General features: G+C 64.5%; 18 protein-coding genes and 1 pseudogene. 11 read left to right on the forward strand and 8 right to left on the reverse strand.

Features of this window, described 5'->3' with window-relative positions:
- The first annotated feature begins 130 nt into the window (after positions 1-130).
- On the forward strand, positions 131-409 hold the full coding sequence (locus tag U1763_RS03430; protein WP_332754127.1) for a VOC family protein: 279 nt from the start codon (positions 131-133) through the stop codon (positions 407-409).
- 140 nt (positions 410-549) lie between these two features.
- Here U1763_RS03430 and U1763_RS03435 read toward each other — a convergent pair whose 3' ends face one another.
- Positions 550-1878 carry an amidohydrolase family protein gene (locus U1763_RS03435; protein ID WP_332754128.1) on the reverse strand — a complete coding sequence of 443 codons (1329 nt, stop codon included), beginning with the start codon at positions 1876-1878 and terminating at the stop codon, positions 550-552.
- A gap of 34 nt (positions 1879-1912) precedes the next feature.
- Between U1763_RS03435 and U1763_RS03440 the strand changes: the two genes are divergently transcribed.
- A complete protein-coding gene (locus tag U1763_RS03440) occupies positions 1913-4096 on the forward strand; it encodes a penicillin acylase family protein (protein ID WP_332754129.1) in 2184 nt (727 codons plus the stop codon).
- Between the two features lie 39 nt (positions 4097-4135).
- On the opposite strand, the gene yghU is transcribed toward U1763_RS03440, so the two are convergent.
- The 3 genes from yghU to U1763_RS03455 form a co-directional block, all read right to left on the reverse strand.
- Entirely contained in the window at positions 4136-5014 is an 879-nt protein-coding gene (yghU, locus tag U1763_RS03445; protein WP_332754130.1) for a glutathione-dependent disulfide-bond oxidoreductase, read from the reverse strand.
- Between the two features lie 198 nt (positions 5015-5212).
- On the reverse strand, positions 5213-5683 hold the full coding sequence (locus tag U1763_RS03450) for a nucleoside deaminase (protein WP_332754131.1): 471 nt from the start codon (positions 5681-5683) through the stop codon (positions 5213-5215).
- 61 nt (positions 5684-5744) lie between these two features.
- Positions 5745-6494, reverse strand: a complete 750-nt coding sequence (locus tag U1763_RS03455; RefSeq protein ID WP_332754132.1) for an SDR family oxidoreductase — start codon at positions 6492-6494, stop codon at positions 5745-5747.
- A gap of 187 nt (positions 6495-6681) precedes the next feature.
- On the opposite strand from U1763_RS03455, the gene U1763_RS03460 reads away from it, so the two are divergent.
- Positions 6682-6999, forward strand: coding sequence for a winged helix-turn-helix transcriptional regulator (locus tag U1763_RS03460; protein ID WP_332754133.1), 318 nt, complete (start codon positions 6682-6684; stop codon positions 6997-6999).
- 344 nt (positions 7000-7343) lie between these two features.
- On the opposite strand, the gene U1763_RS03465 is transcribed toward U1763_RS03460, so the two are convergent.
- Entirely contained in the window at positions 7344-7481 is a 138-nt protein-coding gene (locus U1763_RS03465; protein WP_332754134.1) for a hypothetical protein, read from the reverse strand.
- Positions 7482-8202: 721 nt separating this feature from the next.
- Between U1763_RS03465 and U1763_RS03470 the strand changes: the two genes are divergently transcribed.
- From U1763_RS03470 to U1763_RS03485, 4 genes and pseudogenes are all read left to right on the forward strand, one after another.
- On the forward strand, positions 8203-9024 hold the full coding sequence (locus U1763_RS03470; RefSeq protein ID WP_332754135.1) for a hypothetical protein: 822 nt from the start codon (positions 8203-8205) through the stop codon (positions 9022-9024).
- Positions 8930-9226: pseudogene (locus U1763_RS03475) on the forward strand (acetyl-CoA C-acyltransferase); the annotation flags it as partial. The gene U1763_RS03470 and the pseudogene U1763_RS03475, both read left to right, overlap by 95 nt.
- 83 nt (positions 9227-9309) lie before the next feature.
- Entirely contained in the window at positions 9310-9621 is a 312-nt protein-coding gene (locus tag U1763_RS03480; protein ID WP_132739737.1) for a hypothetical protein, read from the forward strand.
- A gap of 281 nt (positions 9622-9902) precedes the next feature.
- Positions 9903-11801: a putative bifunctional diguanylate cyclase/phosphodiesterase gene (locus tag U1763_RS03485; protein WP_332754136.1), complete on the forward strand. Its 1899-nt coding sequence runs from the start codon at positions 9903-9905 to the stop codon at positions 11799-11801.
- Between the two features lie 9 nt (positions 11802-11810).
- On the opposite strand, the gene U1763_RS03490 is transcribed toward U1763_RS03485, so the two are convergent.
- Positions 11811-12734, reverse strand: coding sequence for a crotonase/enoyl-CoA hydratase family protein (locus U1763_RS03490; protein ID WP_277982740.1), 924 nt, complete (start codon positions 12732-12734; stop codon positions 11811-11813).
- 112 nt (positions 12735-12846) lie between these two features.
- Positions 12847-13302 carry a DUF3617 domain-containing protein gene (locus U1763_RS03495; protein ID WP_332754137.1) on the reverse strand — a complete coding sequence of 152 codons (456 nt, stop codon included), beginning with the start codon at positions 13300-13302 and terminating at the stop codon, positions 12847-12849.
- A 225-nt stretch (positions 13303-13527) separates the two neighbouring features.
- On the opposite strand from U1763_RS03495, the gene U1763_RS03500 reads away from it, so the two are divergent.
- Positions 13528-14823 carry an MFS transporter gene (locus tag U1763_RS03500; protein WP_332754138.1) on the forward strand — a complete coding sequence of 432 codons (1296 nt, stop codon included), beginning with the start codon at positions 13528-13530 and terminating at the stop codon, positions 14821-14823.
- On the opposite strand, the gene U1763_RS03505 is transcribed toward U1763_RS03500, so the two are convergent.
- Positions 14810-17128 carry a glycoside hydrolase family 3 N-terminal domain-containing protein gene (locus U1763_RS03505; RefSeq protein ID WP_332754139.1) on the reverse strand — a complete coding sequence of 773 codons (2319 nt, stop codon included), beginning with the start codon at positions 17126-17128 and terminating at the stop codon, positions 14810-14812. The genes U1763_RS03500 and U1763_RS03505 overlap by 14 nt on opposite strands.
- 166 nt (positions 17129-17294) lie before the next feature.
- On the opposite strand from U1763_RS03505, the gene U1763_RS03510 reads away from it, so the two are divergent.
- The 3 genes from U1763_RS03510 to U1763_RS03520 all read left to right on the forward strand — a co-directional run bounded on the left by U1763_RS03510 (position 17295) and on the right by U1763_RS03520 (position 22935).
- Complete coding sequence (locus tag U1763_RS03510; RefSeq protein ID WP_332754140.1) at positions 17295-18362, forward strand: LacI family DNA-binding transcriptional regulator; 1068 nt, start codon at positions 17295-17297, stop codon at positions 18360-18362.
- Positions 18359-21415 carry a TonB-dependent receptor gene (locus U1763_RS03515; RefSeq protein WP_332754141.1) on the forward strand — a complete coding sequence of 1019 codons (3057 nt, stop codon included), beginning with the start codon at positions 18359-18361 and terminating at the stop codon, positions 21413-21415. Before U1763_RS03510 ends, U1763_RS03515 begins: the two co-directional genes overlap by 4 nt.
- A 68-nt stretch (positions 21416-21483) precedes the next feature.
- The gene (locus U1763_RS03520) at positions 21484-22935 is read left to right on the forward strand and encodes a glucoamylase family protein (protein ID WP_332754142.1); all 1452 of its coding nucleotides are present in this window, start codon (positions 21484-21486) and stop codon (positions 22933-22935) included.
- Positions 22936-22967 lie beyond the last annotated feature (32 nt).

Below are 22967 nucleotides of genomic sequence, written 5' to 3' on the forward strand. Positions count from 1 at the left end.
GCGAGGAGCACCAATGCCCAGGATGATCGTCGTCAGTCTGCCGGTCGCAGACGTTGCGGCATCAACGGCCTTCTAGGAGACGATTGGCTTCGAGAAGAACGCTCGGTTCAGCAACGAGCAGTCGTCGTCGATGGTGTGGTCGGATGCGATCCACGTCATGTTGCCCGCCAAGCCTTTCTTCGCGACATTCACCGAGAAGACGATTGTTGACTCGACGACGAACTCCACCGGGCATTATGCGTTGTCGTTCGATAGTCGCTACGAGGTCGATGCGATCAAGCAGGCGGCTGTCGAGGCAGGCGGCCGCGAGTTGCATGGGCTGCAAGACTTGGGTTTCATGTACAGCCGCGCGTTCGAGGACCCTGATGGTCATGGGTTCGGGCCGTCCTGGATGGCCTCCGCCGCCTAAGCAGAACGTCGGATCACGCTTGGGCAACTGGTCTCCAGTTCTGCAGATGACATAGCTCCGACGGCCGCTCCGAGCCGACCAGCGGACTGACCCGCAATGCGACATCCGCGGGTGGTTTTCCAATTGCTGCAAGCAGATGCCTATTCCTCGTCGTCGTTCGGATGGCGAGGCCGTTGCGCATCGTTCGAGAACGGGTCCGGGACGATGGTGCCGCCCTTCATGACCATCCGAATGCGATGGAGCGCGGCTATATTTGCGGTCGGATCGCCCGACACCGCAACCAGATCGGCCAGCAGGCCAGGTTTCACCGTACCTCGCGTGTCGCCAAAATGAAGCAACCGCGCGTTGCCGGAGGTAACGGCCATCAAGACCGCCGCCCGAGGCATCCCCGCCGCGACCAGCAATTCGATCTCGCGCACATTCTGCCCGTGCGCGAATACCCCCGCGTCGCCGCCGACGCAGATCGGGACGCCTGCCTTGAGTGCCAGCTTGAGGCTTGAACGACTGAGTGCGACGGCGGGTGGCGCTGGTTCGCTGCGGTTCCAGCCGCGATAGCGCGCGGTCGCGTCGGATGCGGCGAGCGTCGGACACAGCGCGATGCGCTTGGTCGCCATGTCTGCGAAGATCGCGGGCGTACCGCCATAGCCGTGCTCGATGGTATCGACGCCCGCGGCGACCGCGCGCCGCATACCCTCGGCGGTCGCGGCATGGACGGCAACCGGGCGACCCGCATCGTGCGCCGCTGCCACCGCCGCCGTCATCTCGGCGAGGCTCAACGTCGCACGGCTCTCCTCGCCGGGTCGCCAGCGATAATCGGCATACAGCTTGACCCAATCCGCACCGGCCGCGATCTGGCGGCGCACTGCTGCCACCATCTGGTCGACGCCCGACACTTCCTCGGCCCCCTGCGGCACCGCGACGCCTGGCTCGAAACCCTTCGGACCATAAGCGCCAAGCGCGACGATGGCGCGCGTCGCGACCGACAGCCGCGGGCCCGGCACGATGCCCTGGTCGATCGCCGCCTTCAGCCCGACATCCGCATAGCCGGCGCCCTCCGTGCCGAGATCGCGTTCGCTGGTGAAGCCGGCGAGCAACGTCGCCTTTGCGTTCGCAACGGCGCGCGCGGTGCGGAGCGCGAGCGGCTCGTGCAGGACCTGATCGTCCCAGCTCGTCTCGTTATACGGATGCAGGAACAGATGCCCATGCCCCTCGATCATGCCGGGCATCAGCGTGTCGCCCGCGAGCTCGATAGTTTTTGTGTCGGCAGGCACCGGCAGGTCGGGGCCGACTGCGACGATCCGGTCGCCTGAGACGAGCACCTGCCAGCCGGCATGGACGATCCCATCCGCGCCATCGAAAACGGCCGCGGGTTTCAGCAGCGTCGATCGGGGGTTAGACGCCGGCACCGCGGCTGCGGGCCCGAGCAGAACCGCCGCGGACGTCAGCACTATCGTCGTCAGCCACCGCATGGTCTTTCCCTCGTTCCCGCCTTACGCTGCCACCATGGATAAGCTCCTTCGGCGTGCGCGCAATCCGGTGATCCTGTTGGCCCTGCTGACGGCTGCGCCCAGTCCGCCACCAACCGACATAGCGCGGTGGCAGGTGCAGGCCGCGCGCGTCACGATCACGCGCGACGACTGGGGGATCCCGCATATCCGTGGGCGATCCGACGCGGATGCGGTGTTCGGGCTGATCTACGCACAGGCCGAGGACGATTTCGCGCGGATCGAGGCGAATTACCTGACCGCACTCGGGCGTAGCGCCGAAGCAGACGGCGAGGACGCGGTCTGGGCCGATCTTCGCCAGCGGCTGTTCGTTGATCCCGCGGACCTGAAGCACCAATATGCCGCCAGCCCGGCCTGGTTGCGAACGCTCATGCTGGCCTGGGCGGATGGGCTGAACTATTATCTGGCGACGCATCCGCAGACCAAGCCGAAGGTCCTCGCCCGGTTCGAACCGTGGATGGCACTCAGCTTCACCGAGGGGAGCATCGGTGGCGACATCGAGCGGATTTCGCTCAGCGATCTGAAGACGTTCTACGGCAAACCCACCCCGCCTTCGCCCGAGGAACGCGGCATGGTCCCGCGCGAGCCGTCGGGGTCGAACGGTATCGCGATCGCCCCCCGCCTCACCGCGAACGGCCGCGCTCTGCTGCTGATCAACCCGCACACCAGCTTCTATTTCCGCTCCGAAGCGCAGATGACGAGCGACAAAGGTCTGAACGCGTACGGCGCCAGCACCTGGGGGCAGTTCTTCGTGTACCAGGGCTTCAACGCCAAGGCCGGCTGGATGCACACCTCTGCGACGGTCGACAATATCGACGAGTTCGCCGAACGGATCACACGGACCGGTGACCGCTATGCCTATCGCTACGGCGCCGAAGTCCGCCCGGTCACGACCCGCGCCGTCACGGTACGCTACCGCCGAGCCGACGGCGCGATCAGCGAGCGCCGCTTTACCACCTACGCGACGCACCACGGGCCGATCGTCGCGATCAAGGCCGGGCGCTGGATTGCGACCGCGTTGATGTGGAAACCCGTCCCCGCGCTCGAACAAAGCTATCTGCGGACCAAGGCGACCGATCTGGCAAGCTATATCGCGGTCGCCGAGCGGAAGGCGAATTCGTCGAACGACACGCTGTTCGCCGACGATAAGGGCGAGATCGCATTCCTGATGCCGCAGTTCATGCCGATCCGCAGCGACCGTTTCGACTATACGCGGCCGGTCGACGGCAGCGATCCCGCGACCGACTGGCATGGGCTCCACACGCTCGCCAGCCTGCCCAGCGTCGCCAACCCGCGGACCGGCTGGGCGCACAACACCAACGATTGGCCCTGGAGCGCGGCGGGTCCGGACAGCCCCAAGGCGGCGGACTATCCGAAGTACATGGACCAGGTTGGCGGCAATGCGCGCGGCGTCCATGCCGACCTGCTGCTGACCGGCAAACGCGGTTGGACACCGGACACACTGCGTGCCGCGGCGTTCGATTCCTATCTGCCCGCCTTTGCGCGACTGCTGCCCGGTCTGGTCGAGGCGTGGGACGCACTGCCTGCCCGCGACCCACGGCGGGCGTCGCTCGCGGAGCCGATCGCGCTGTTGAAGAAATGGGATCACCGCTGGAGCTACGACTCGGTCGCGACAAGCCTGGCGGTGTTCTGGGGCGACCAGTTGTGGCGCGAGGTCGGCAGCTTCGCGCAGGCCGAGCGATTGAACGTGCCCGACTACATCGCCGCGCGCGTGTCGCCCGACGCCAAGCTTACCGCGCTGTCCGCCGCGGTCGATCGCCTGACGCGCGACTTCGGCGACTGGCGCACACCGTGGCAGCAGATCAACCGCTTCCAACGGCTCGATGATGCGATCCAGCGGCATTTCGACGACGCGCGCGCGTCGATCCCGGTGCCGTTCACCTCGGCACAATGGGGCAGCCTGGCGTCGTTCGGCGCCAAGCCCTGGCCGGGCACGAAGCGTTATTATGGCACCAGCGGCAACAGCTTCGTCGCGGTTGTCGAGTTCGGCCCGCGCGTAAAGGCGATGGCGGTGATGGCCGGTGGTCAGAGCGGCGACCCGGCGTCACCGCACTTCGCCGACCAGACGCAGCGCTACGCCGAGGGCAGACTGCGCCCGGTCTATTTCTATCCCGACGACCTCGAGGGACACGTCGAGCGCAGCTACCGCCCGGGCGGGTGACGTCCCGCCCGCCCGCGCACTACGTCACCGCGCCTAAATTTACGCCGCGGCCCCGTCGAGCTTGTCCTGGGTCCGTGTATCGAAGTCGGCGGCATCGTGGCGCTCGTGAAGCTGGCTGGCGGGATCACCCATCACGCGGTTGACCATCCGGCCGCGCTGGACAGCCGGACGCGCCCCGATCAGCTCGGTCCAGCGCAGGACGTTCTTGTAGTCGCTCACCTGAAGGAATTCGGCGGCGTCATACACCTGCCCCGTCACCAGCGCGCCGTACCAGGGCCACACCGCCATGTCGGCGATCGAATAGTCGTCACCACCGACATATTCGCTCTCGGCCAGCCGGCGGTCCAGCACGTCGAGTTGGCGCTTAACCTCCATCGCGAAACGGTCGATCGCATATTCGATCTTCACGGGAGCATAGGCGTAGAAATGCCCGAAACCGCCCCCCAGCATCGGCCCAGCCCCCATCTGCCAGAACAACCACGACAGCACTTCGGCGCGCTTGGCGACTTCGGTCGGGAGGAACGCGCCGAACTTCTCGGCGAGATAGAAAAGGATCGATCCGGATTCGAACACGCGGATCGGCTCCGCTCCGCTGCGATCGACCAAAGCGGGGATTTTCGAATTGGGATTGGCCGCGACGAAGCCGCTGCCGAACTGGTCGCCGTCCATGATCTTGATCAGCCAGGCGTCGTATTCGGCACCCGTATGACCCGCGGCAAGCAGCTCCTCGAGCATCACCGTCACCTTGACGCCGTTGGGCGTTGCCAGCGAATAGAGCTGGAGCGGGTGCTTGCCGACGGGCAGGTCCTTGTCGTGCGTGGCGCCGGCGATCGGGCGGTTGATGCTGGCGAACCGGCCTCCGCTCTGCTTGTCCCAGGTCCAGACCTTGGGCGGCGTGTATTCGGCGGTCTCGGTCATTCTGGCTCTCCGCTATCTCTACTCTGCGTCGGCGAAGTGCGCCGTTGTGGGCTTATGCGCAAGGGCCCGAACCGAAGTCGCTCGGCCATGCGTGGCTTGCCAGAGCCGTAAGGTACCAGCCGCGTCCGTAACGTGAATGTTCGAATACCACATCGTCACTCTCGGTCCCCCTTTTCGCACGCGATCAGCGATCTCGGGTCAGTTGCCCGCACGTGCGTGGAGCGTACGGACCTCGTCGGCGAACGCTGGCACCGGGCCGGTGACAACCGCATCGGCGACGACGTCGGTGATCCGCAGCGGCATGATGCCGAGCGATGGCTTGCCGAATTCGCGCAGCCATTCATTCAGCTGGATCGTCGACGTAGCGTAGACGATCCTTCCCATCCCCACGAGCCCATGCGCCGCTGCGCACATCGCGCAATGCTCGCCCGAGGTATAGACGACGGCCTGTCGCCGCTCCTCCGGCGACAAATGTTCGGCGGCCCAACGCGCGATCGCGAACTCGGGATGACGCGTCGGATCACCGCCGCCGGTTCGGTTTCGGTCCTCGAACAGCACCTCGCCGGCGCGCGACACAAGGATCGAGCCGAACGGCTGGTCGCCCGCGTCCACGGCTTCGGTCGCCAGCTCGACGCACCGCCGCAGATGGCTCATGTTGATATCGTTCATTCCATTCCCTCAAAGCTCATTGTGTCGACGTCTTGCAAACGTTCAGCCTTCCATCTGGCAGTCACCCCGCATGCCCGTTCAAGGCGGCCAGCATCTCGTCCAGTCGCCCGTCGCGCTCCGCGAACCGCAGCGCGTGGACGCGCTTGACCAGCACCTCCGCCGGTGTCGGCTGCGCTTCGAACAGCGCGAGCACTTCATCCGCGAACGCCTCCAGCGGCTGATAGCCGTCGCGGGTCGACTGGCCCGGCGTCAGTTCCGTTTGCACTGCCGGTGGCGCGAGTTCGACGACTTCGACCTTGCCATTCAGCGCTGCACGCAACGACATCGTGTAGGAATGCAATGCCGCCTTGGTCGCCGAATAGGTCGGCGTGGTAATCAGGGGAACGAAGCTCAGCCCTGACGTGACGTTGACGATCGTCGCATCGCCTCTTGAGACGAGATGATCCACCAGCGCATTGGTCAGCCGGATCGGCCCGAGCAGATTGGTGGTAATCGTCGCCTCCGCATCCGACAGATCGCGCGCGACGTCCAGCGTCTCGGTCCGCATGATCCCGGCATTGTTGACCAACACATTCAATGCAGGAAAGCGCGCGATCACCGATGCGGCAAACGCAGTAATTGCCGTCGCGTCATCGATGTCGACCGTCACGCCGTGCATGTTCGGCCGCCCCGCGATCGCCTGATCGAGGGTGTCCTGCCGGCGGCCGGCGATGATGACCGTGTTGCCAAGGTCGTGAAAGCGGTGCGCGAGCGCCTGACCGATGCCCGATCCGCCGCCGGTGATCAAAATGGTGTTGCCTGTCCGCTTCATCGTGGTTGCTCCTGTATTTCCGTGACACGTCCATGTAATTGGTCGCGAACTCCTGGAAAGAAGGCACCGAAAAGATCGATACTTACTCGAAGGAGAGTGATGCACGCGCGTCTGCATCGAGCGCGCCCGTTGCGTCGAAGCCCGTGCGTCGGAGCCCGTCGCGGCGGCCTGCGTTGCGTCGAATGTCATGCCGGAAGCAGCATTCTGCGCGGAGGTCGATCCCCGTGTCGAAGCGCTCGTCACGCAGTTGACTGGTCAGGTTGCAGATAAATGGACGATGCTGATCCTTGAGGCGCTTGAGGAGAATGGCGAGCAGCGATTTACGCAACTGTCACACCGGGTGGCGGGGATCAGCCAGAAGATGCTCACCCAAACATTACGCCACATGGAGCGCGATGGGTTGCTCATCAGGACGGTGCATGCCCAGGTTCCGCCGCGCGTCGACTATCGCCTCACGCCGCTGGGCGAGACGCTCGGCGCTGCCTTTTGTGGGGTGTGGCTTTGAGCTGAAGAGAATTTGCTAAAGGTCGAAACCGCGCGAGCACGCTTCGATCAGCAGTCGCTGGCTTGATAAGGCACGCCATTCGAGCTCACGGGTACGCGATGGCGGTGTTCGTGAAGGGCCGCAGCCAAGACTTCCCGAATGTGACGATCCAGGGGACGTTGACTTGGCACGTTGCCGATTCGGAACGGCTCGGTTCGCGTGTCGACGTCATTTGACGGACGCGGCCTTCACGCATTTTCGAGCTCGTCGCGCTCGGACGCATCGGGGAGAATTTCCGCTCACTACGGGGGAACGCACACGCGCGGCCCCTTCTCATTTTCGAGCGGCACGGCGAACGGTTTATCCTAGTCGGTCGGAATGATTTTGTGATCCTCAGGGCGGATCAGGGCGGGCAATGCGATCCGTTTTTGGACAGTAACGGTTCGATCTCTATCAAGGGTCGCTTCTTTACCGTCGAGAACGGTGTCGCGTGCGGTCAGCACTGGACCGATTTCGTCACCTTCCGGCTCGATGATCGGGCAGGCTTCGTCTTCGATAACGAGCGCTTGGAATCGTGGTCATTGAACTCGAGCGATGATCCCGATGCGGAAGCGCTCATGCGCGACGGGCCACAACGGGTACGACGCCCTAAGCCGGGCAATTCGGTTAGATTTTCACATTGGCGAAGGCCACGCTAGCCCGAGCCCATGAGTAAAAATCGCCGACCGTTAAAAAAACATAGCGGGATAGACGAGTTCGGGTAGGGTAAAGAGGCCATCGCGCTTTCCCGCTCATCGGCGTCACAACTATGATGACCCGCAGTTGATCGTTCGCGCCGCTAGCTTATTAAAGCGCCGCTCCGTGAAAATGTGCTTGGGTCGCGCTGGCGATGACCGGGTATTTTCAACCGCCTTTCGACGACAGCGCCTCAGTTCGATGGACCGTTCGGCCCCCGTGTAGATTTCGCAGTATGCCTCTCGCCGCCCTGGCAACGACAATTCAGACACCTAGCTGGCTTTTGGAACCCTGGTAACACCCACTATCAAGAGCGGCGTCCGCCCTTTTATTCGCGAAAACAACACGAATAGCGGGGCTGCGAGCATCGTGAAATCGATCTGATACTGCGAAGAATTTTTGATCTGCAAGCCATCAAGAGCTCGGCCAAGCCAATTGCAAGACTAGGTAACCGACCCAAGTAAAATTGGGCAGTTGGGGAGGAACGTAATGTATAAGTTCAAACTACTTCTGTCGACGTCGCTGCTGGTGTGTATGGCCGCTGCCACGCCGGCTATGGCGCGGGACGGTCTCCCCCCTGCCCCGCCGTCCACGGCGAACCCGCAGGACGAAGCGGCTCCCGCCTCGGCAAGCCCCGCTCAGGCAGTGCCCCCATCGACACCCGGTCAGGCGCCCGTCGACGCTTCCGCACTGCAGGACATCATCGTCACGGCGGAGCGCCGGTTCAACACCGCGCAGAAGACCGCGGCAGCGATCACCGTGCGACCGGGCGCGGAGATGCTTCGCCAAGGTCGCTACGAACTGAAGAACATCCTTGAGGACGTCCCCGGCGTAGTCGGCGGCGCTGCCGCTACGGTGGCAACGGCGTCTCGATCCGGCAAGGCGACTCCCCAACCGACTTCATCTACACGCCGCAGGAACATCGCCACGGGCCGCAACCACTTCCGCCAATATTGGGCGAACTTCAAACTCGACCTCGGGCCGGTCGAAATCACCTACATCCCCGCGGTCCGCATTTGGTATCAGAACGCGACGATCGTGGCGCGCGGTACGGTGTTCAACGCCGACCAGACCATTCTGACGCCGGACGACAAGTTCGTCACGCATGAGTTGCGGATCCACAGCACGCCGAACGACTCAAAGTTCAGCTGGCAGACCGGTGCGATGTATTACCGCAACACGCTGATCACCGTAAACAACCTGTATAATCGCGACCTCGGCGCGCAAGCTGATGCGGATCGGCGGCATCACGCTCGACATGATCGAACTCAACGAAGCGTTCGCCAGCCAGGCTATCGCGACGCTGCGTGACCTCGGCATCGATCCGTTTAATGATCCGCCGGTGAACAGGAACGGCGGCGCGATCGCGCTCGGCCGCCCGCTCGGCATGTCGGGCGCGCGGATCACGATGAGCGCGGTCGAGGAGTTGCACCGCACCGGCGGCCGTTATGCGATGGCATTCATGTGCATCGGCGTCGGTCAGGGCATTGCGCTCTTGAGCGAATGCGTATGATAATCAGGATGTTGCGCGGCGTTGGTCGAGACCGATACGATCCGTCGTAGAAGATCCACTCAGCTACCCTCAGGGAGACGGCAGTGACGAACACCTACGAGAAGCAGAAACGGCTGCATCACGACGTGACGAACGTCGGCTTGCGCGCGCAGGCGACCGCGGTCGGCTTGATCCAATTGTGCATCGAACTCAGACAGGCCGACGTGCTGACCGAAGCCGCACTTACGCGGATCAAGGCAGCGATCGGCGACGAACTCGCAATCGGACCCTATCGCCGTCTCGCGTCGCGCGATCACCGCAGCGAGATCGATGCGCGGCTCGATCAGCTGTTCTCCGGCGAACAGAAAGTGGGGCCCGCCGATGCGCTCGATTTTGTCACGGAGACCGACCGCTAGCGGCGAGGTGAACCGGCAGGCCGCTGACGCTCTCGATGCCGGATCGCCTTCACTTGGCGCCCGCGCAAATTGGATTGGTAAGATCCACCTTGGCCGTTTGCTAACCGCGGGCGCGTTCATGAACCCTGAAGGCGGTCGATCGAAAATATCATGCAGTTTGGCCGCGTTGAAGGGTTTTGTTCGTTGCTTTTACACTTATGCCGTTCATGGCAGCGTGGATGAGCGGCCTGATATCACGCCTGAGACAGCTCAGGCATTCCGACCATGCGATCGCCGCCTCGGTGCGCGAGACCCTTGTGGGATCGCTTTATGCGTCCCCGCAGTCGCTCGTGATCGGTGCGCTGACATCGAGCGGCGTCATGACCATCGTCGCGCTCGTCAGCCGCAACCGATCGATGATCCTGTGCGCCGTGGCGATTGCGTTCGTCGCCGGCGTAAGGGTGTTCGACGCGATCGGGATATGGCCGCGATCCAAACGGAGGGGCGTGCTGGCGGGGATGCAGACCGACCGCCAGGAGATGCTCTACCGGTTCGGTGCGTTGTGTTATTCGGGCTTGCTTGGCGTGTTCGGGCTTTTGACGCTCGTGAATACGCACGACGCCGTTCTGCAATTGCTCGCGGTTACGACGACGATCGGATACGCGGCCGGAATCGCAGGACGAAACGCCGGCCGCCCCTGGATTGCCCTGTCCCAGCTATGCTTCGCGTCCCTGCCGCTTGCGGTTGGGCTGATTGTCTCGTTCGATCCGCTGAAGGTCGCGCTCGCGGTCGTGATCATGCTGTTCGTCGTCGCGATGATGGACATCACGCTCCAGACGTACGGCGTGATCCTGAAGGCGACCACCGTCTCTCGCGAAAAAGCCGCGTTGGCCGAGTATCATGCCGCGGTTGCGCGCCGCGACGATCTCACCGGGGTCGCCAATCGAACGGCGTTCAGGGAACAATTCGAGGCGCGGTTGCGGGCACTTTCCGGCGCGGACCGATGGTTGACGATCCACTGGATCGATCTCGATCGCTTCAAGGAGATCAACGATTCGTTCGGACATCTTGCGGGCAATGCGCTGCTTGCAGGCGTCGCGCACCGGTTGAACGATGCGTTTGGCAGCACCGGTATCGTTGCGAGATTAGGCGGTGACGAGTTCGCAGTCGTTTGCGAGGTTGAGAACCGGATCGCCGCGACGACGATCGGCCGGACAATCATCGAACTGGTCGAGCAGGCGGTTCACCATGACGGGCGCCTGCTGCATGTCGGTGCATCGCTGGGCATCGCGATCGCACCCGTCGACGGAACTGACGCGGATACGCTGTTGAAGAATGCCGATCTCGCTCTCTATCGTGCCAAGGACAGCGGGCGTGGACAGATGTGTTTCTACGAACCGTTGATGGATGAAAAGATCGAGCGTAGCCGCGATCTCGCCAGCGAAATGCAGGGTGCGTTGGAGCGCGGCGAGTTCCACCTGATGTTCCAGCCGATATTCGATCTCGCGGGACAACGCGTGCTGTCTTGCGAAACGCTGCTGCGCTGGACCAATCGCCGTCACGGTCCAATCTCGCCGGCCGAGTTCATTCCCATCGCCGAAGACAACGGCCTGATCGTGCCGATCGGCAGTTGGGTCATCCGCGAGGCATGTCGTACCGCAAGCACATGGCCGGTCGAGGTCAAGATCGCCGTCAATCTGTCGCCGATCCAGTTGCGATCGGCCAATTTGCCGATGGTCATCATGAGTGCATTGGCCTCGAGCAACCTCGACGCGGAACGGCTCGAACTCGAAGTCACCGAGTCGGTCCTGCTCGACGACATCGAAGCGTCGTTGGCCGCACTCGACGCGATCAACCGCCTCCATGTTCGCACGACGCTCGACGACTTCGGCACCGGCTATTCCTCGCTCAGCTACCTGACGAAATTTCCCTTCCAGACGTTGAAGATCGATCGATCGTTCATTGCCGATCTCGAGCAAAGCCCGGCATCGGTCGCGATTGTCCAGACCGTGATCGATCTGGCGGCAAAGCTCGGGATGCGGACGGTCGCCGAAGGGATCGAGACGCAGGCCCAATTGGATCAGTTGCGCCGGACTCGCTGCGATGCGGTGCAGGGTTTCCTGCTGGCGCGGCCAATGCCGGCGAGCATGGTCGCGACCATGCTCGCCGGGGAAGACATCAAGGCACAGGGTCGATCATGAACGCGGCGATCATGCCGCCGCCTTCTCCAGCAATCTGGTTTGTGCGCCGACCAACCGGCGCATCAATTTCAGATCCGCGTCGCTGAGCCGCAACGCCGCATCCGCCCAAAGGTCGACGACCGTTTCCAGTTCAGCCAGGGGCAGTGGATTGACCGAGCGCGAAGCCTCGTAAATGGCGCAATGCCCGCTGTGACGACGTCGGTTCTGCCGAATGTAGCTCTCGACTTCGGCGCGTCCCTTGCCGGGGTCCGCCAGAGCATGGACGATACCGAGATCGTACAGCTCTTCGGCACTGTAGGACCGCCCGCTGAGGATCATATGCTCCGCGCGGGCTGCGCCTAGCCTGCGCGACAGGAAGCAGTGCGCGCCCATCCCGGGAAACAAACCGAAATTGGTTTCCGGCAGCCCGAACTGCGTCCCGCGCTCGGCGATGACGACGTTGAACGACAACAGGGCTTCGAAACCGCCACCCAGCGCATCGCCTTCGACCAAGCCAATCGTGATGATCGGCAGGTCCAGGCTCCGCATGTTGCGATGCAGGATCTCGACACAGGCCCGACCGTACCGGACCAGTGCGCCGCGGTCGCCGTTGCGGATGTGTGCCGCGAACAGGTCGAGATCGCCACCCAGCGAGAAGACGCCGGGAAAACGCGATCCGAGTACGACATAGCGGATCGGCATCGCACCGGATGACTGCGCGCTGCGGATATCATCCTGCCATTGCCGGAATTCGGCCAGCAGCCCCGGATTGAAACTGGGCCGGCCGCGCTGCCGCATATAGGTCCACAGGGTATTGCTCGCGGGGTCGAATTGCGTTTCCAGATCGGCGGCCTCGAAAAGTCGGCGTGGCGCGGGTGTTGGCCGCGTTTCGATGGCTTGATAAGACGATTCATCCGGGTCGGCCGACACGATCGGGGAGTATTCGAGGCTCATTGCGACGTCCTTCTGCACGCACAGCGATTTTGCTGCGGAAGAACTCTACTTTGAACTTGATACAGGACCGATCGCGGGATGATCCATCCGGCCGAAAATGTCGCGTTTGAGCCTAGTTGCCGATCCGCGCCGCGCGCTGGTTCAGCACGATCCGCATCGCACCCTTGGGGGTCGTACCCGTGACCGTCGCCTGCCCGACAAAGCCATTGCCGTCGTACGTGCCGGCGCGCACAATCTGCATCGGCTCGCCGCGCTTCTGTGGACAGGTGAGCGCCTGTGCATAGCGGCCATCCGCAATGCGCTGACTATCGACCCTGCACCCCGCCTTTGGATCGGGGACCAACAAAGCCTCGACGCCTTGCGCCGGCGGTAGTCGCTTATGCTCGGCCTTCGACTTACCGCGCATCATCCGCAAGATGAAGCCCGGTGCTCCGGGTATGGCGATGTCGGCCACGGTGGACGTGACGTCCCATCGTCCGGCCGCGAGCACCGGCCCACCCGCGGTGGCGATCGACGGCAGAGCACCCAGCGCTACGACGAGAAGTTTCAACGCGGAATGTGCCTGCATGCCTTTGTTTACAGGGCAGTGTTTTGCGATGCCAGTCTTTAGTGACGCGGTCGGCCGTTGCGCCGGGGCGAACGAGCCGCGAAGACGCGCCATGATGTCGCTTCCCCCACCGCCCCTCGCGATACTCGCAGATCGCGTTGCCCCGGTTGTTATTCTCCTAGGCCGACGCCGCCGGTCCAACTGCGTGCGATCCTGCGTGAAATGCCGTTTCTACCGCGTGACCCTATGATCCGACGTCGCAGATCGTCGTCCGTGCGCGGCACGCTGGTAGTGTTCAGTGCCGGGGACTTCGCGTTCAATCTCTACTGGCAGGCGATCAGTCTATATCTGCTATTCTACTATATCGACGTGCTGGCGTTGCCGCCGGCGACCGCGGGTATCGTTTTCATGATCGGCGCGATCTGGGACGGGATCGCGGATTTCGCCGCCGGCGCGGCAGCGGAGCGGATGCGGCTTTCCTATCGTCGGCTAGTCGGATGGGGTGCGCTGCCGCTCGGGCTGGCATTCGTTGCGATGTTCGCGGTCCCGGCTGGTGCAGCCGCCTGGGCGCTGGCGACACAGGTCGTGTTCCGCACGCTCTATGCCTTCACCAACATACCCTATGCCGCGTGGACGACGCGGGTCGCGCCGACCAGCCGGGAGCGCTCGTTGGTGGCAGGCCTACGGATGGGGTTCGGCGCAGCGGCAGGCGTTTTGGTCGCCTTGGCCCTGCCGTGGCTGGTCCGAGGTACCGGCACCTACGCCGCCGCGACTGCGCTGCTCGCAATGCTGGGCGTGCCGGTGCTGATCGTCATCGCCTGGCGCGTTCCCGAACCGACACCGCCCGTTTCGACATCCGACCATCCCCGGATCCTGACCGGGCTTGGCGCACTGGTTCGCAATCGCGCGTTCGTCGCGATCAATATCGCAGCGGCAGCGGGCGGTGCCGCGACCGCGCTGACCAGCCAATCGGTGCTCTATTTCTTTCGCTATGTTCTCCACGACGCGCCTGGTGGCCCGCACGCGCTGGCCGGCATGGCGCTCGGCAGCCTGGCGGCGGTGCCCCTCTGGACGGCGGTCGCGAGAGCCCGGGGTGCGCGGACCGCCTGGATCGTTGCTGGAGTGTTCGCGCTTCTGCTGCCCGCCGGGTTCGCGCTGATCGCAAGCCCCGGCACCACCGCGACGGCGGCGTTCCTGCTGGCGATGCAGGCAGCGTTCGTCGGCGTCTCGGTGGCGGCGTGGACGCTATTGCCTGACGCAGTCGACTGGGGCGAAGCGCAGAGCGGCAAACGCGTCGAGGCGCTGGCGTTCGGCAGCTTCGCGCTGGTGCAGAAGATCGCGCTGGCGGGCACGGGATTCGCGATCGGTGCGGTCTATCAGGCGAACGGGTTCGTGGCCGGTGCGGCGCAAGGCTCGGACAGCTTGTACGCGATCCGGTGGCTGATGCTGGCGGGCCCCGCGTTGCTGATCGCGGCGATGCTGGTGGCGGTGATCGCCATCCCGCTTCGCCGCGATACGCTGTTGCAGGTCAGGCGAGCGTGAACTCGCCGAAGACGCCCTCGGCCTGCGCCGAAGGGGCGACCCATATCTGGAACCGGCCGGGCTCGACGGTCGGTTTGAGATCACGGCCGACGAACAGCAGGTCGGCCTTGCGCAAGGTGAACGCCACGACCTGACGCTCGCCGGGCTTCAACATGACTTTACGGAACGCCTTCAGCTCGCGGACCGGGCGCGTGACGCTGGCGGCTACGTCGCGGATGTAGAGCTGCACCGTTTCCTCGGCAGCCCGCGTGCCGGTGTTGGTGATCGTCGCGCGCACGGTCAGCGCACCGTCACTCGCCATCTGCGCTGTACCGAGGTCGAGGCCGGCATAGCCGATCGTGCCATAGGTCAGGCCGTGGCCGAACGCGAATAGCGCTTCGTTGGCGAACTCGCGGTAATGCGCCTTGTATTCGGTCAGCGGCCCCGGCGGGTTGGGACGACCGGTGCTCTTGTGATCGTAATGATAGGGCTCCTGCCCAGTCGCGTGCGGGAACGAGACCGGGAGACGCGCGGACGGCCCGGTCTTGCCGAACAGTATGTCGGCGATCGCTGGACCGTCCTGCGAGCCGAGGAACCAGGTGACTAGGATTGCGGGGGCCTCGAGCACGGCCCCGCTGAGTGCGAGAGCGCGGCCGTTGCGGAGCAGGACGACGATCGGCTTGCTCGTTGCCGCGACCGCCTCGACCAGCGCCATCTGCGCGGGCGGAATGACGATGTCGACGCGCGATTCTGCCTCACCCGACATACGTTGGCTTTCGCCGATCGCGAGCACGACGATATCGGCGGCTTGCGCGGCAGCGACCGCCGCTGCGACACCGCCGGCCAGCGGTTCGTCTACACCCGAACCGAGCGCGATGCTGACGAGCGACGGATCGGCAACCGTCGCGCGGACGCTGGTTGCGAGGTCGACGGCCTCGGCATCGGTGCCGTAGACGTTCCAGGGGCCGATCAGATCGTGCTTGCCTGCCGCGAACGGACCGATCAGCGCGATCCGCTTGCCTTGCCTCGGCAGCGGCAGGAGGCCGCCGTCGTTCTTGAGCATGACGATCGACTTCGCACCGGCCTCGCGGGCGAGCGCAAGGCTATCGCGCGTGCGGATCCGGGTCTTCTCGCGGCGCGGATCGATCCGGCGGAACGGGTCGTCGAACAGACCGAGCTGCACCTTCAGCGCGAGCACGCGGCGGACGGCTTCGTCGAGCCGGGCCATCGGCACATCGCCCGACGCGACCAGATCGGGAAGGTGCTTGAGGTAGAACCCGCTCTGCATGCTCATGTCGACGCCGGCCATGAAGGCGAGCTTGGTCGCTTCACGCGCATCCGCGGCAAAGCCATGCGCGATCAGCTCCTCGTCGCCGGTATAGTCCGAGACGACGAGCCCGCCGAACCCCCATTCGCGGCGCAGCACGTCGGTGAGCAGCCAGGGGTTGGCGGTGGCCGGGACGCCGTTGATCTCGTTGAACGAGGCCATGGCGGTCGGTGCCCCCGCCGCGAAGGCCGACTGGAACGGCGGAAAATACGTTTCGCGGAGGGTGCGTTCGGAGATGTCGACCGAGTTGTAGTCGAGCCCCGCCTCGGCCGCGCCATAGGCGGCAAAATGCTTCGCGCACGACGCGACCGCATCGGGTGCCGCGAGCCCGCGTTCGCCCTGGAACCCGCGCACTCGGGCGGCAGCCATCATCCGGCCGAGTAGCACGTCTTCGCCGGCGCCCTCGACGCCGCGACCCCAGCGCGCGTCATGGGCGATGTCGACCATCGGCGCGAAGGTCCAGTCGATCCCCGACGCAGCAGCCTCGGCCCCGGCCGCGCGCGCGGTCCGCCGGGCCAGTTCCGGATCGAAACTCGCGGCCTCGGCCAGCGGCACCGGGAACACGGTCCGCAGCCCATGGATGACGTCCGCCGCGAACAGCAACGGGATTTTCAGCCGCGACTCTCGCATGGCAACCGTCTGCATCCGCTGCGCCATCACCGCGCCGTTGCCGTTGAACACGCCACCGAGCTTGCCGCCCCGTACCTCCGCCATTTGTCCGTCGAAGCTGGACGAACCGCCCGCCGGGTTGAGCGAGGTCGCCGCACCGCCTGCCCAGGCGGCCGCCATCAGCGTCAGCTGACCGGCCTTTTCGACCACTGTCATCCGGCCGATCAGCGCCTCGACCGATGCGGGCAATGCCGCCGTACCGCCCCTCGCCTGCTGGAGCAGCGCGCGTGCGGGACTCGCCGCCCAGGCCGTCACCGCGGCGGCGCCCATCATCATCGCCCGCCGTGAAATCGCCGTTGAATTCGCCCGTGGATTTGTTGCCGCAGTCATCCGCTCACCCCTGTCCATGCCTCTAGCGATCGCGCCGGCACACACCGGAAAGACGATCGTCGCAAGGTTCTTGATCCCTGCTTCTGGATCATGTAACCGGTTACATCAAGAACAAGATGCTGGTCGCAAAACGTAAGATCGGCGCAAGAGGGGATCCTGACGCTTCATGCCGCACGCCACTGTCCGTGATATCGCCCGCGAAGCCGCGGTGTCGGTGGCGACCGTGTCGCGCGCGCTGAACGGGCACAGCAACGTGCGCCCCGAAGTACGCGAGCACATCGAGCGCGTCGCCTTGCGGCTCGGTTATGTCCCCCACGCCGCGGCGCGTCATCTGAGCTCGGCGAAGTCGGGCATGATCGGCGTCGTGGTGCCCGACCTTCACGGCGAATTCTTCTCCGAACTGTTGCGCGGCATGGACCGCGAGGCGTCCGAACGCGGCCTGTATTGCATGATGATGGTCATGCACGGCGATGCGCAGCGCGGTGTCGCGGCGCTGCACGCGATGCGCGGTCGCGTCGACGGGCTGGTCGTGATGGCGCCGCAGGTGTCGGCGGACGAACTGCTCGCGCACCTGCCCCGCGGCATGCCCGCCGTGCTGGTGAATTGCGCGCCGGGACACTCGGGACGCACCGAATTGCGGATCGACAATGTCGCGGGCGCGTCGGCGCTGGTCGAGCATTTGATCGCGACCGGCCGGCGGCGGTTGGTCCATATCTCCGGGCCCGCCGGCAACATCGATGCCGACGAGCGACTGCGCGGCGCGCAGGAGGCGTGCGCGCGCGCCGGGCTTCCGCTCCGCGTGCTGGCCGGCGACTTCAGGGAGCCATCGGGCGCCGCTGCCGCTGCGACGTTGGTCGAGGAGGGCGCCGATATCGACGCGATCTTCGCCGCCAACGACATGATGGCGATCGGCGCGATGATGACGCTCAAGCGTGCCGGCATCGTCGTCCCCGACCAGATTGCGATTGCCGGATTCGACGATGTTCCGCTGACCCGGCTGATCTCGCCGTCGCTGACATCGGCGAGCATCGACATCGCGAGCTTCGGCGCCAGCGCGGTCGCGCGGCTGGTGAAGGCGATCGCCGGCGACGACGATGGCGGCGTCGAGCAGCGCGTCCCGATCGTAATGGTCCGCGAGTCCACCGGCCCGGCCCGTGCCGTCGAGTCCGGCCAAAATCTTTCCAACGTCCACAACAACAAACCCGAACAACCGGGAAAAGGGGAACTACAATGACCAAGATGATGTTGCGCGCGGCGGTCGTCTCGCTGACGGCGCTGTCGAGCGGGCTGCTGTTTGCGCCGACGCCGGCAGTCGCACAGGTCGGCCAGGCCTCGCTGCGCGGCACGATCACCGCACCCGCCGACAATCCGGTCGTCGAGGTCACCGCGATCGAGATTTCCACGGGCTTGCGGCGCACCGTGCCAGCGGATGCCCGCGGCGCGTACAACTTCGCCTCATTGCGTGCGGGCACCTATCGGCTTGAAATCAAACAGCGCAACGGCACGCGCAATTCGGACGCCCTCACGCTGCGCGTCGGTCAGGTCGCCGGGCTCGATCTCGATTTGTCGGCCCCTACCGCGCCCGCTGCGACCACTGGCGCCGAACCCGCCGGCACCCCCGGTGCCGATGCGCCCGCCGCTGGTGCAGCCACCGGCGGTGACGAGATCGTCGTCACCGGCAACCGCATCCGTTCGCTGTCGGGTGGCCAGGTCGGCAGCGTCATCTCGTCGCGCCTGATCGAGCAGTTGCCGCAGAACAACCGCAACTTCCTCGCCTTCGCCGATCTGGCACCGGGCGTGCGCTTCATCGAGGACGCCAGCGGCGCGTCGCGCATCCAGGGCGGCGGCCAGGACAGCCGCACCGTCAACGTCTTCATCGATGGCGTCAGCCAGAAGGACTATGTCCTGAAGAACGGCATCACCGGCCAGGATTCCTCGCCCGGCAACCCGTTCCCGCAGCTCGGCATCGGCGAGTATCAGGTGCTGTCGTCGAACTACAAGGCAGAGTTCGATCAGGTCAGTTCGGTCGCGATCACCGCGGTGACCAAGTCGGGCACGAACGAGTTCCACGGCGAGGGCTTCTACGACTTCACCAATCAGAGCCTGCGGGATCGTCGGCCGAGCGAGATCTTCCCGACCACGATCCCGAAGGTCGACACCAGCAACAAGCAGTTCGGCGCGGCGCTGGGCGGCCCGATCATCAAGGACAAGGCACACTTCTTCTTCACCTACGAAGGCAAGCGCATCTCCAGCCCGTACGACGTGCGGCCGGAGAATGGCTATCCAGTGTCGTCGATCCCGCAGCAGTATCAGGATGATTTCGGCACGTTCGCGCAGACCTTCAAGGAAGACCTGTATTTCGGCAAGATCGACATCGTGCCGACCGACAACGACCTGATCGAGCTGTCGGGCAAGTATCGCAACGAGTCTGGCGTGCAGAACGCGACCGGCATCAACGCTGCCAGCACGTCGACGCTGAACAAGGTCGTCGACAAGCGCGGCCTGCTGCGCTGGCAGCATACCGGCAACCAGTGGATCAACGACGCGCGCGTGTCGTACGAGGACGTGGTCTTCTCGCCGACGCCCGCAACCGACGGCATCACGCAGTTCTTCCAGGCGACGCAGCGGATCGGCAACGGCACGCAGCGCACCGACCTGCTTCGTGCCGGCGCGGGCGGCAACTTCCAGACCAAGGGTCAGAAGGGCTGGACCATCCAGGACGATTTCACCTTCACCGGCCTGCAGGGGCATACGATTAAGGTCGGCGCCAAGGCCAAATTCGTCAAGCTCAACACGCTCGAGCAGAACCTGACGAACCCGGAATACACCTATGACGTCAACGCGATTCCCGGCGTCGCGTTCAACGATACGCAGCCCTACAAGCTTCAGTTCGGTGCGCCCGGCGCATCGGGCAATGCCAATGTCCGGTCGAACAATTTTCAGATCGGCTTCTACGCGCAGGACGATTGGGACGTCACCAGCCACCTGACGCTCAACATCGGCCTGCGCTGGGATTACGAGCGCACGCCCGCCTATCTGAACTACGTCACGTCGGCGGAGAATATCGCGGCGGTGTCGCCGGCCAATTATCCCAACCTCATTGGCGCCGACTACGACATCAACGACTATATCTCGACGGGCAACAACCGGAAGGCGTTCAAGGGCGCGTGGCAGCCGCGGCTCGGCTTCACGTACCGCTTCGACGAGGCCGGACGCTTCTCGGTGTTCGGGGGCTATGGCCGGTCGTATGATCGCAACCAGTTCGACTTCCTGCAGCAGGAAGCGAGCCAGGGCGCGTACCAGGTGCGCACGTTCAACTTCATCGGCAACGACTCGCTCAACCCTTGCGTGCCGAGCCAGACCTGCATCGCGTGGGACCCGGTCTATCTGACCGAAGCCGGACGTCAGTCGCTGATCGGTGCCGCGGTCGGCGGTGGACGCGAATTCCGGTTCATGAAAAACGACCTGAAGGTGCCGTATTCCGATCAGTTCAGCCTTGGCCTGCGCGGACGCTTCTCGCCGGTCGAACTCGAGGTCGGCTATACGCATATCGCCAGCCGCGACGGGTTCGCCTTCCTGCTCGGCAATCGCCGCGAGGATGGGACGTTCTTCTTCAACGATCCCGCCAACCCGACCGACACGCCACAGTCGCCCTTCTCCTATTCGCCGAACGGCTATGGCTCGATCATCCTCGGCACCAATGGCCTCAAGACGAACTCGGACGCAGTCTATTTCAAGCTGACCAAGACCTATTCGGCGGCGTCACCGTGGAGCATCGATGCAACCTACACCTATACGCAGGCGGAGGAGAACCGGCAGTTCGGCGAGACCTATTCGCTCGATTATGCACAGATCTCGGATTATCCGACGCTGCGCTCGTCGGGCGTGCCGCGGCACCGGTTCGTGATCGCGGGGAGCGTCGATACGCCAATCGGCGTGACCTTCTCGACCAAGTTCCAGATCGAATCGCCGACCTACCTCAAGGCGTTCATCGACAGCTCGGATCCGTTCTCGCGCGTGCTCGTCGGGCGGCAGGCGGATAGCCTGGGCGATATCTGGGGTCGCCGACAGCTGGACTTCGCGTTCACAAAATATGTCCCGCTCGGCTTCATCACCGATCAGACCAAGATCCGCATGCGGCTCGATATCCTGAACGTGATGAACGACCGCAATTACACCGACTACAACAACAGCCCGCTCGATCCGAACTATGGTCAGCGTTCGACCTACAGCACGGGCGGCAACGCGCCGCGCACGATCAAGCTGTCGGCGGGCTTCTCGTTCTAAGACACGCCGGCGGGACGCGGTCATGCCGCGTCCTGCCCCTGTTCGCTTATCAGTAACCGAAGGACGTCATGATCGATCGCAGGCAGATGTTGGGCCACACGACGTTGGGCCTGGCGGGACTTATGGCCGGCTGCGCGATGCCGTCCGCTACTCGGCTCGGCAGCGGGACCGGCGCCACGACCGGTACGGCTACCGGCACGGCGATGCCGACCGCGCTGCTCGCCGATCTGCACCAGCGCAGCTTTCGGTTCTTCTGGGAGACGACGGATCCGGCGACCGGGCTGGCGCCGGATCGCTGGCCGACGCCGTCGTTCGCGTCGATCGCCGCGGTCGGGTTTGCGCTCACCGCCTATCCGATCGGGGTCGTCAACGGCTGGATCACGCGCGACGAAGCACGCACGCGGACGCTCGCCACGCTCGAATTCTTCGCCGCCGCGCCGCAGGGCGACAGCAAGAGCGACGACAGCGGCTACAAGGGGCTGTTCTACCATTTCCTCGGCACGACCAAGGGGCACCGGTTCGCCCGCGCGGAACTGTCGACGATCGACACCGCGCTGCTGATCGGCGGGGTGCTGTTCGCGCAGAGCTGGTTCGATTCGGATCATCCCGGCGAAGTCCGGATCCGGACGCTCGCAGACCAGCTATATGCGGCGGTCGACTGGAGCTGGATCATGCCGCGGCCGCCGTTCATGTCGATGGGCTGGCATCCCGAAAGCGGCTTCATTCCCCACGACTGGAACATCTTTAACGAGGCGATGCTGCTTTACGTATTGGCACTCGGCTCGCCGACGCATGCGTTGCCGGCGGACACCTGGGACGCGTGGACCGATCGCTTCGATGCGCAGTGGACCGACAAATGGGGCGGCGAGCCGCACGTCCATTTCGCGCCGCTGTTCGTGCATCAATACAGCCATTGCTGGATCGACTTCCGCGGCATCCGCGACCGCTACATGGCGAAGAAGGGCATCGATTATTTCGAGAACAGCCGCAGAGCGGTGCGGTCGCAGCGGGCGTATGCGATCGCCAATCCGGGTGGGTGGAGCGGTTACGGCCCCGACGTCTGGGGGCTGACCGCCTGCGACGGACCGGGCGACTTCACGATCGACCTCGGCGGCCGCAAGCGCGAGTTCTTCAGCTATTCCGCGCGCGGGCCGGACGATCGTGACGACGGCACGCTGGCACCGACCGCCGCGGCCGCGTCGATCGCGTTCGAGCCCGAACTGGCACGCCGCGCGATCGAGACGATGCACGGCCGCTACGGCACGCAGATCTACGGCAAATACGGGTTCCTCGACTCGTTCAACCCGACGCTGACCGCGGCGTCGGCACAGCTCAAGCATGGCAGCATCGATCCGAAGATGGGCTGGGTCGATGGCGATTATCTCGGGATCGACCAAGGTGCGATCGTCGTGATGATGGAGAATTGGCGGACCGGGCTGGTCTGGTCGACGATGCAGCGCAATCCGCATATCCGGCGTGGGTTGCAGCGTGCGGGCTTCACCGGCGGGTGGCTGGCCTGATCGCTGCCGCCTGCACCGTGTCCCGCACCACG

It is taken from the genome of Sphingomonas sorbitolis, assembly GCF_036663875.1.
Taxonomy (GTDB): domain Bacteria; phylum Pseudomonadota; class Alphaproteobacteria; order Sphingomonadales; family Sphingomonadaceae; genus Sphingomonas.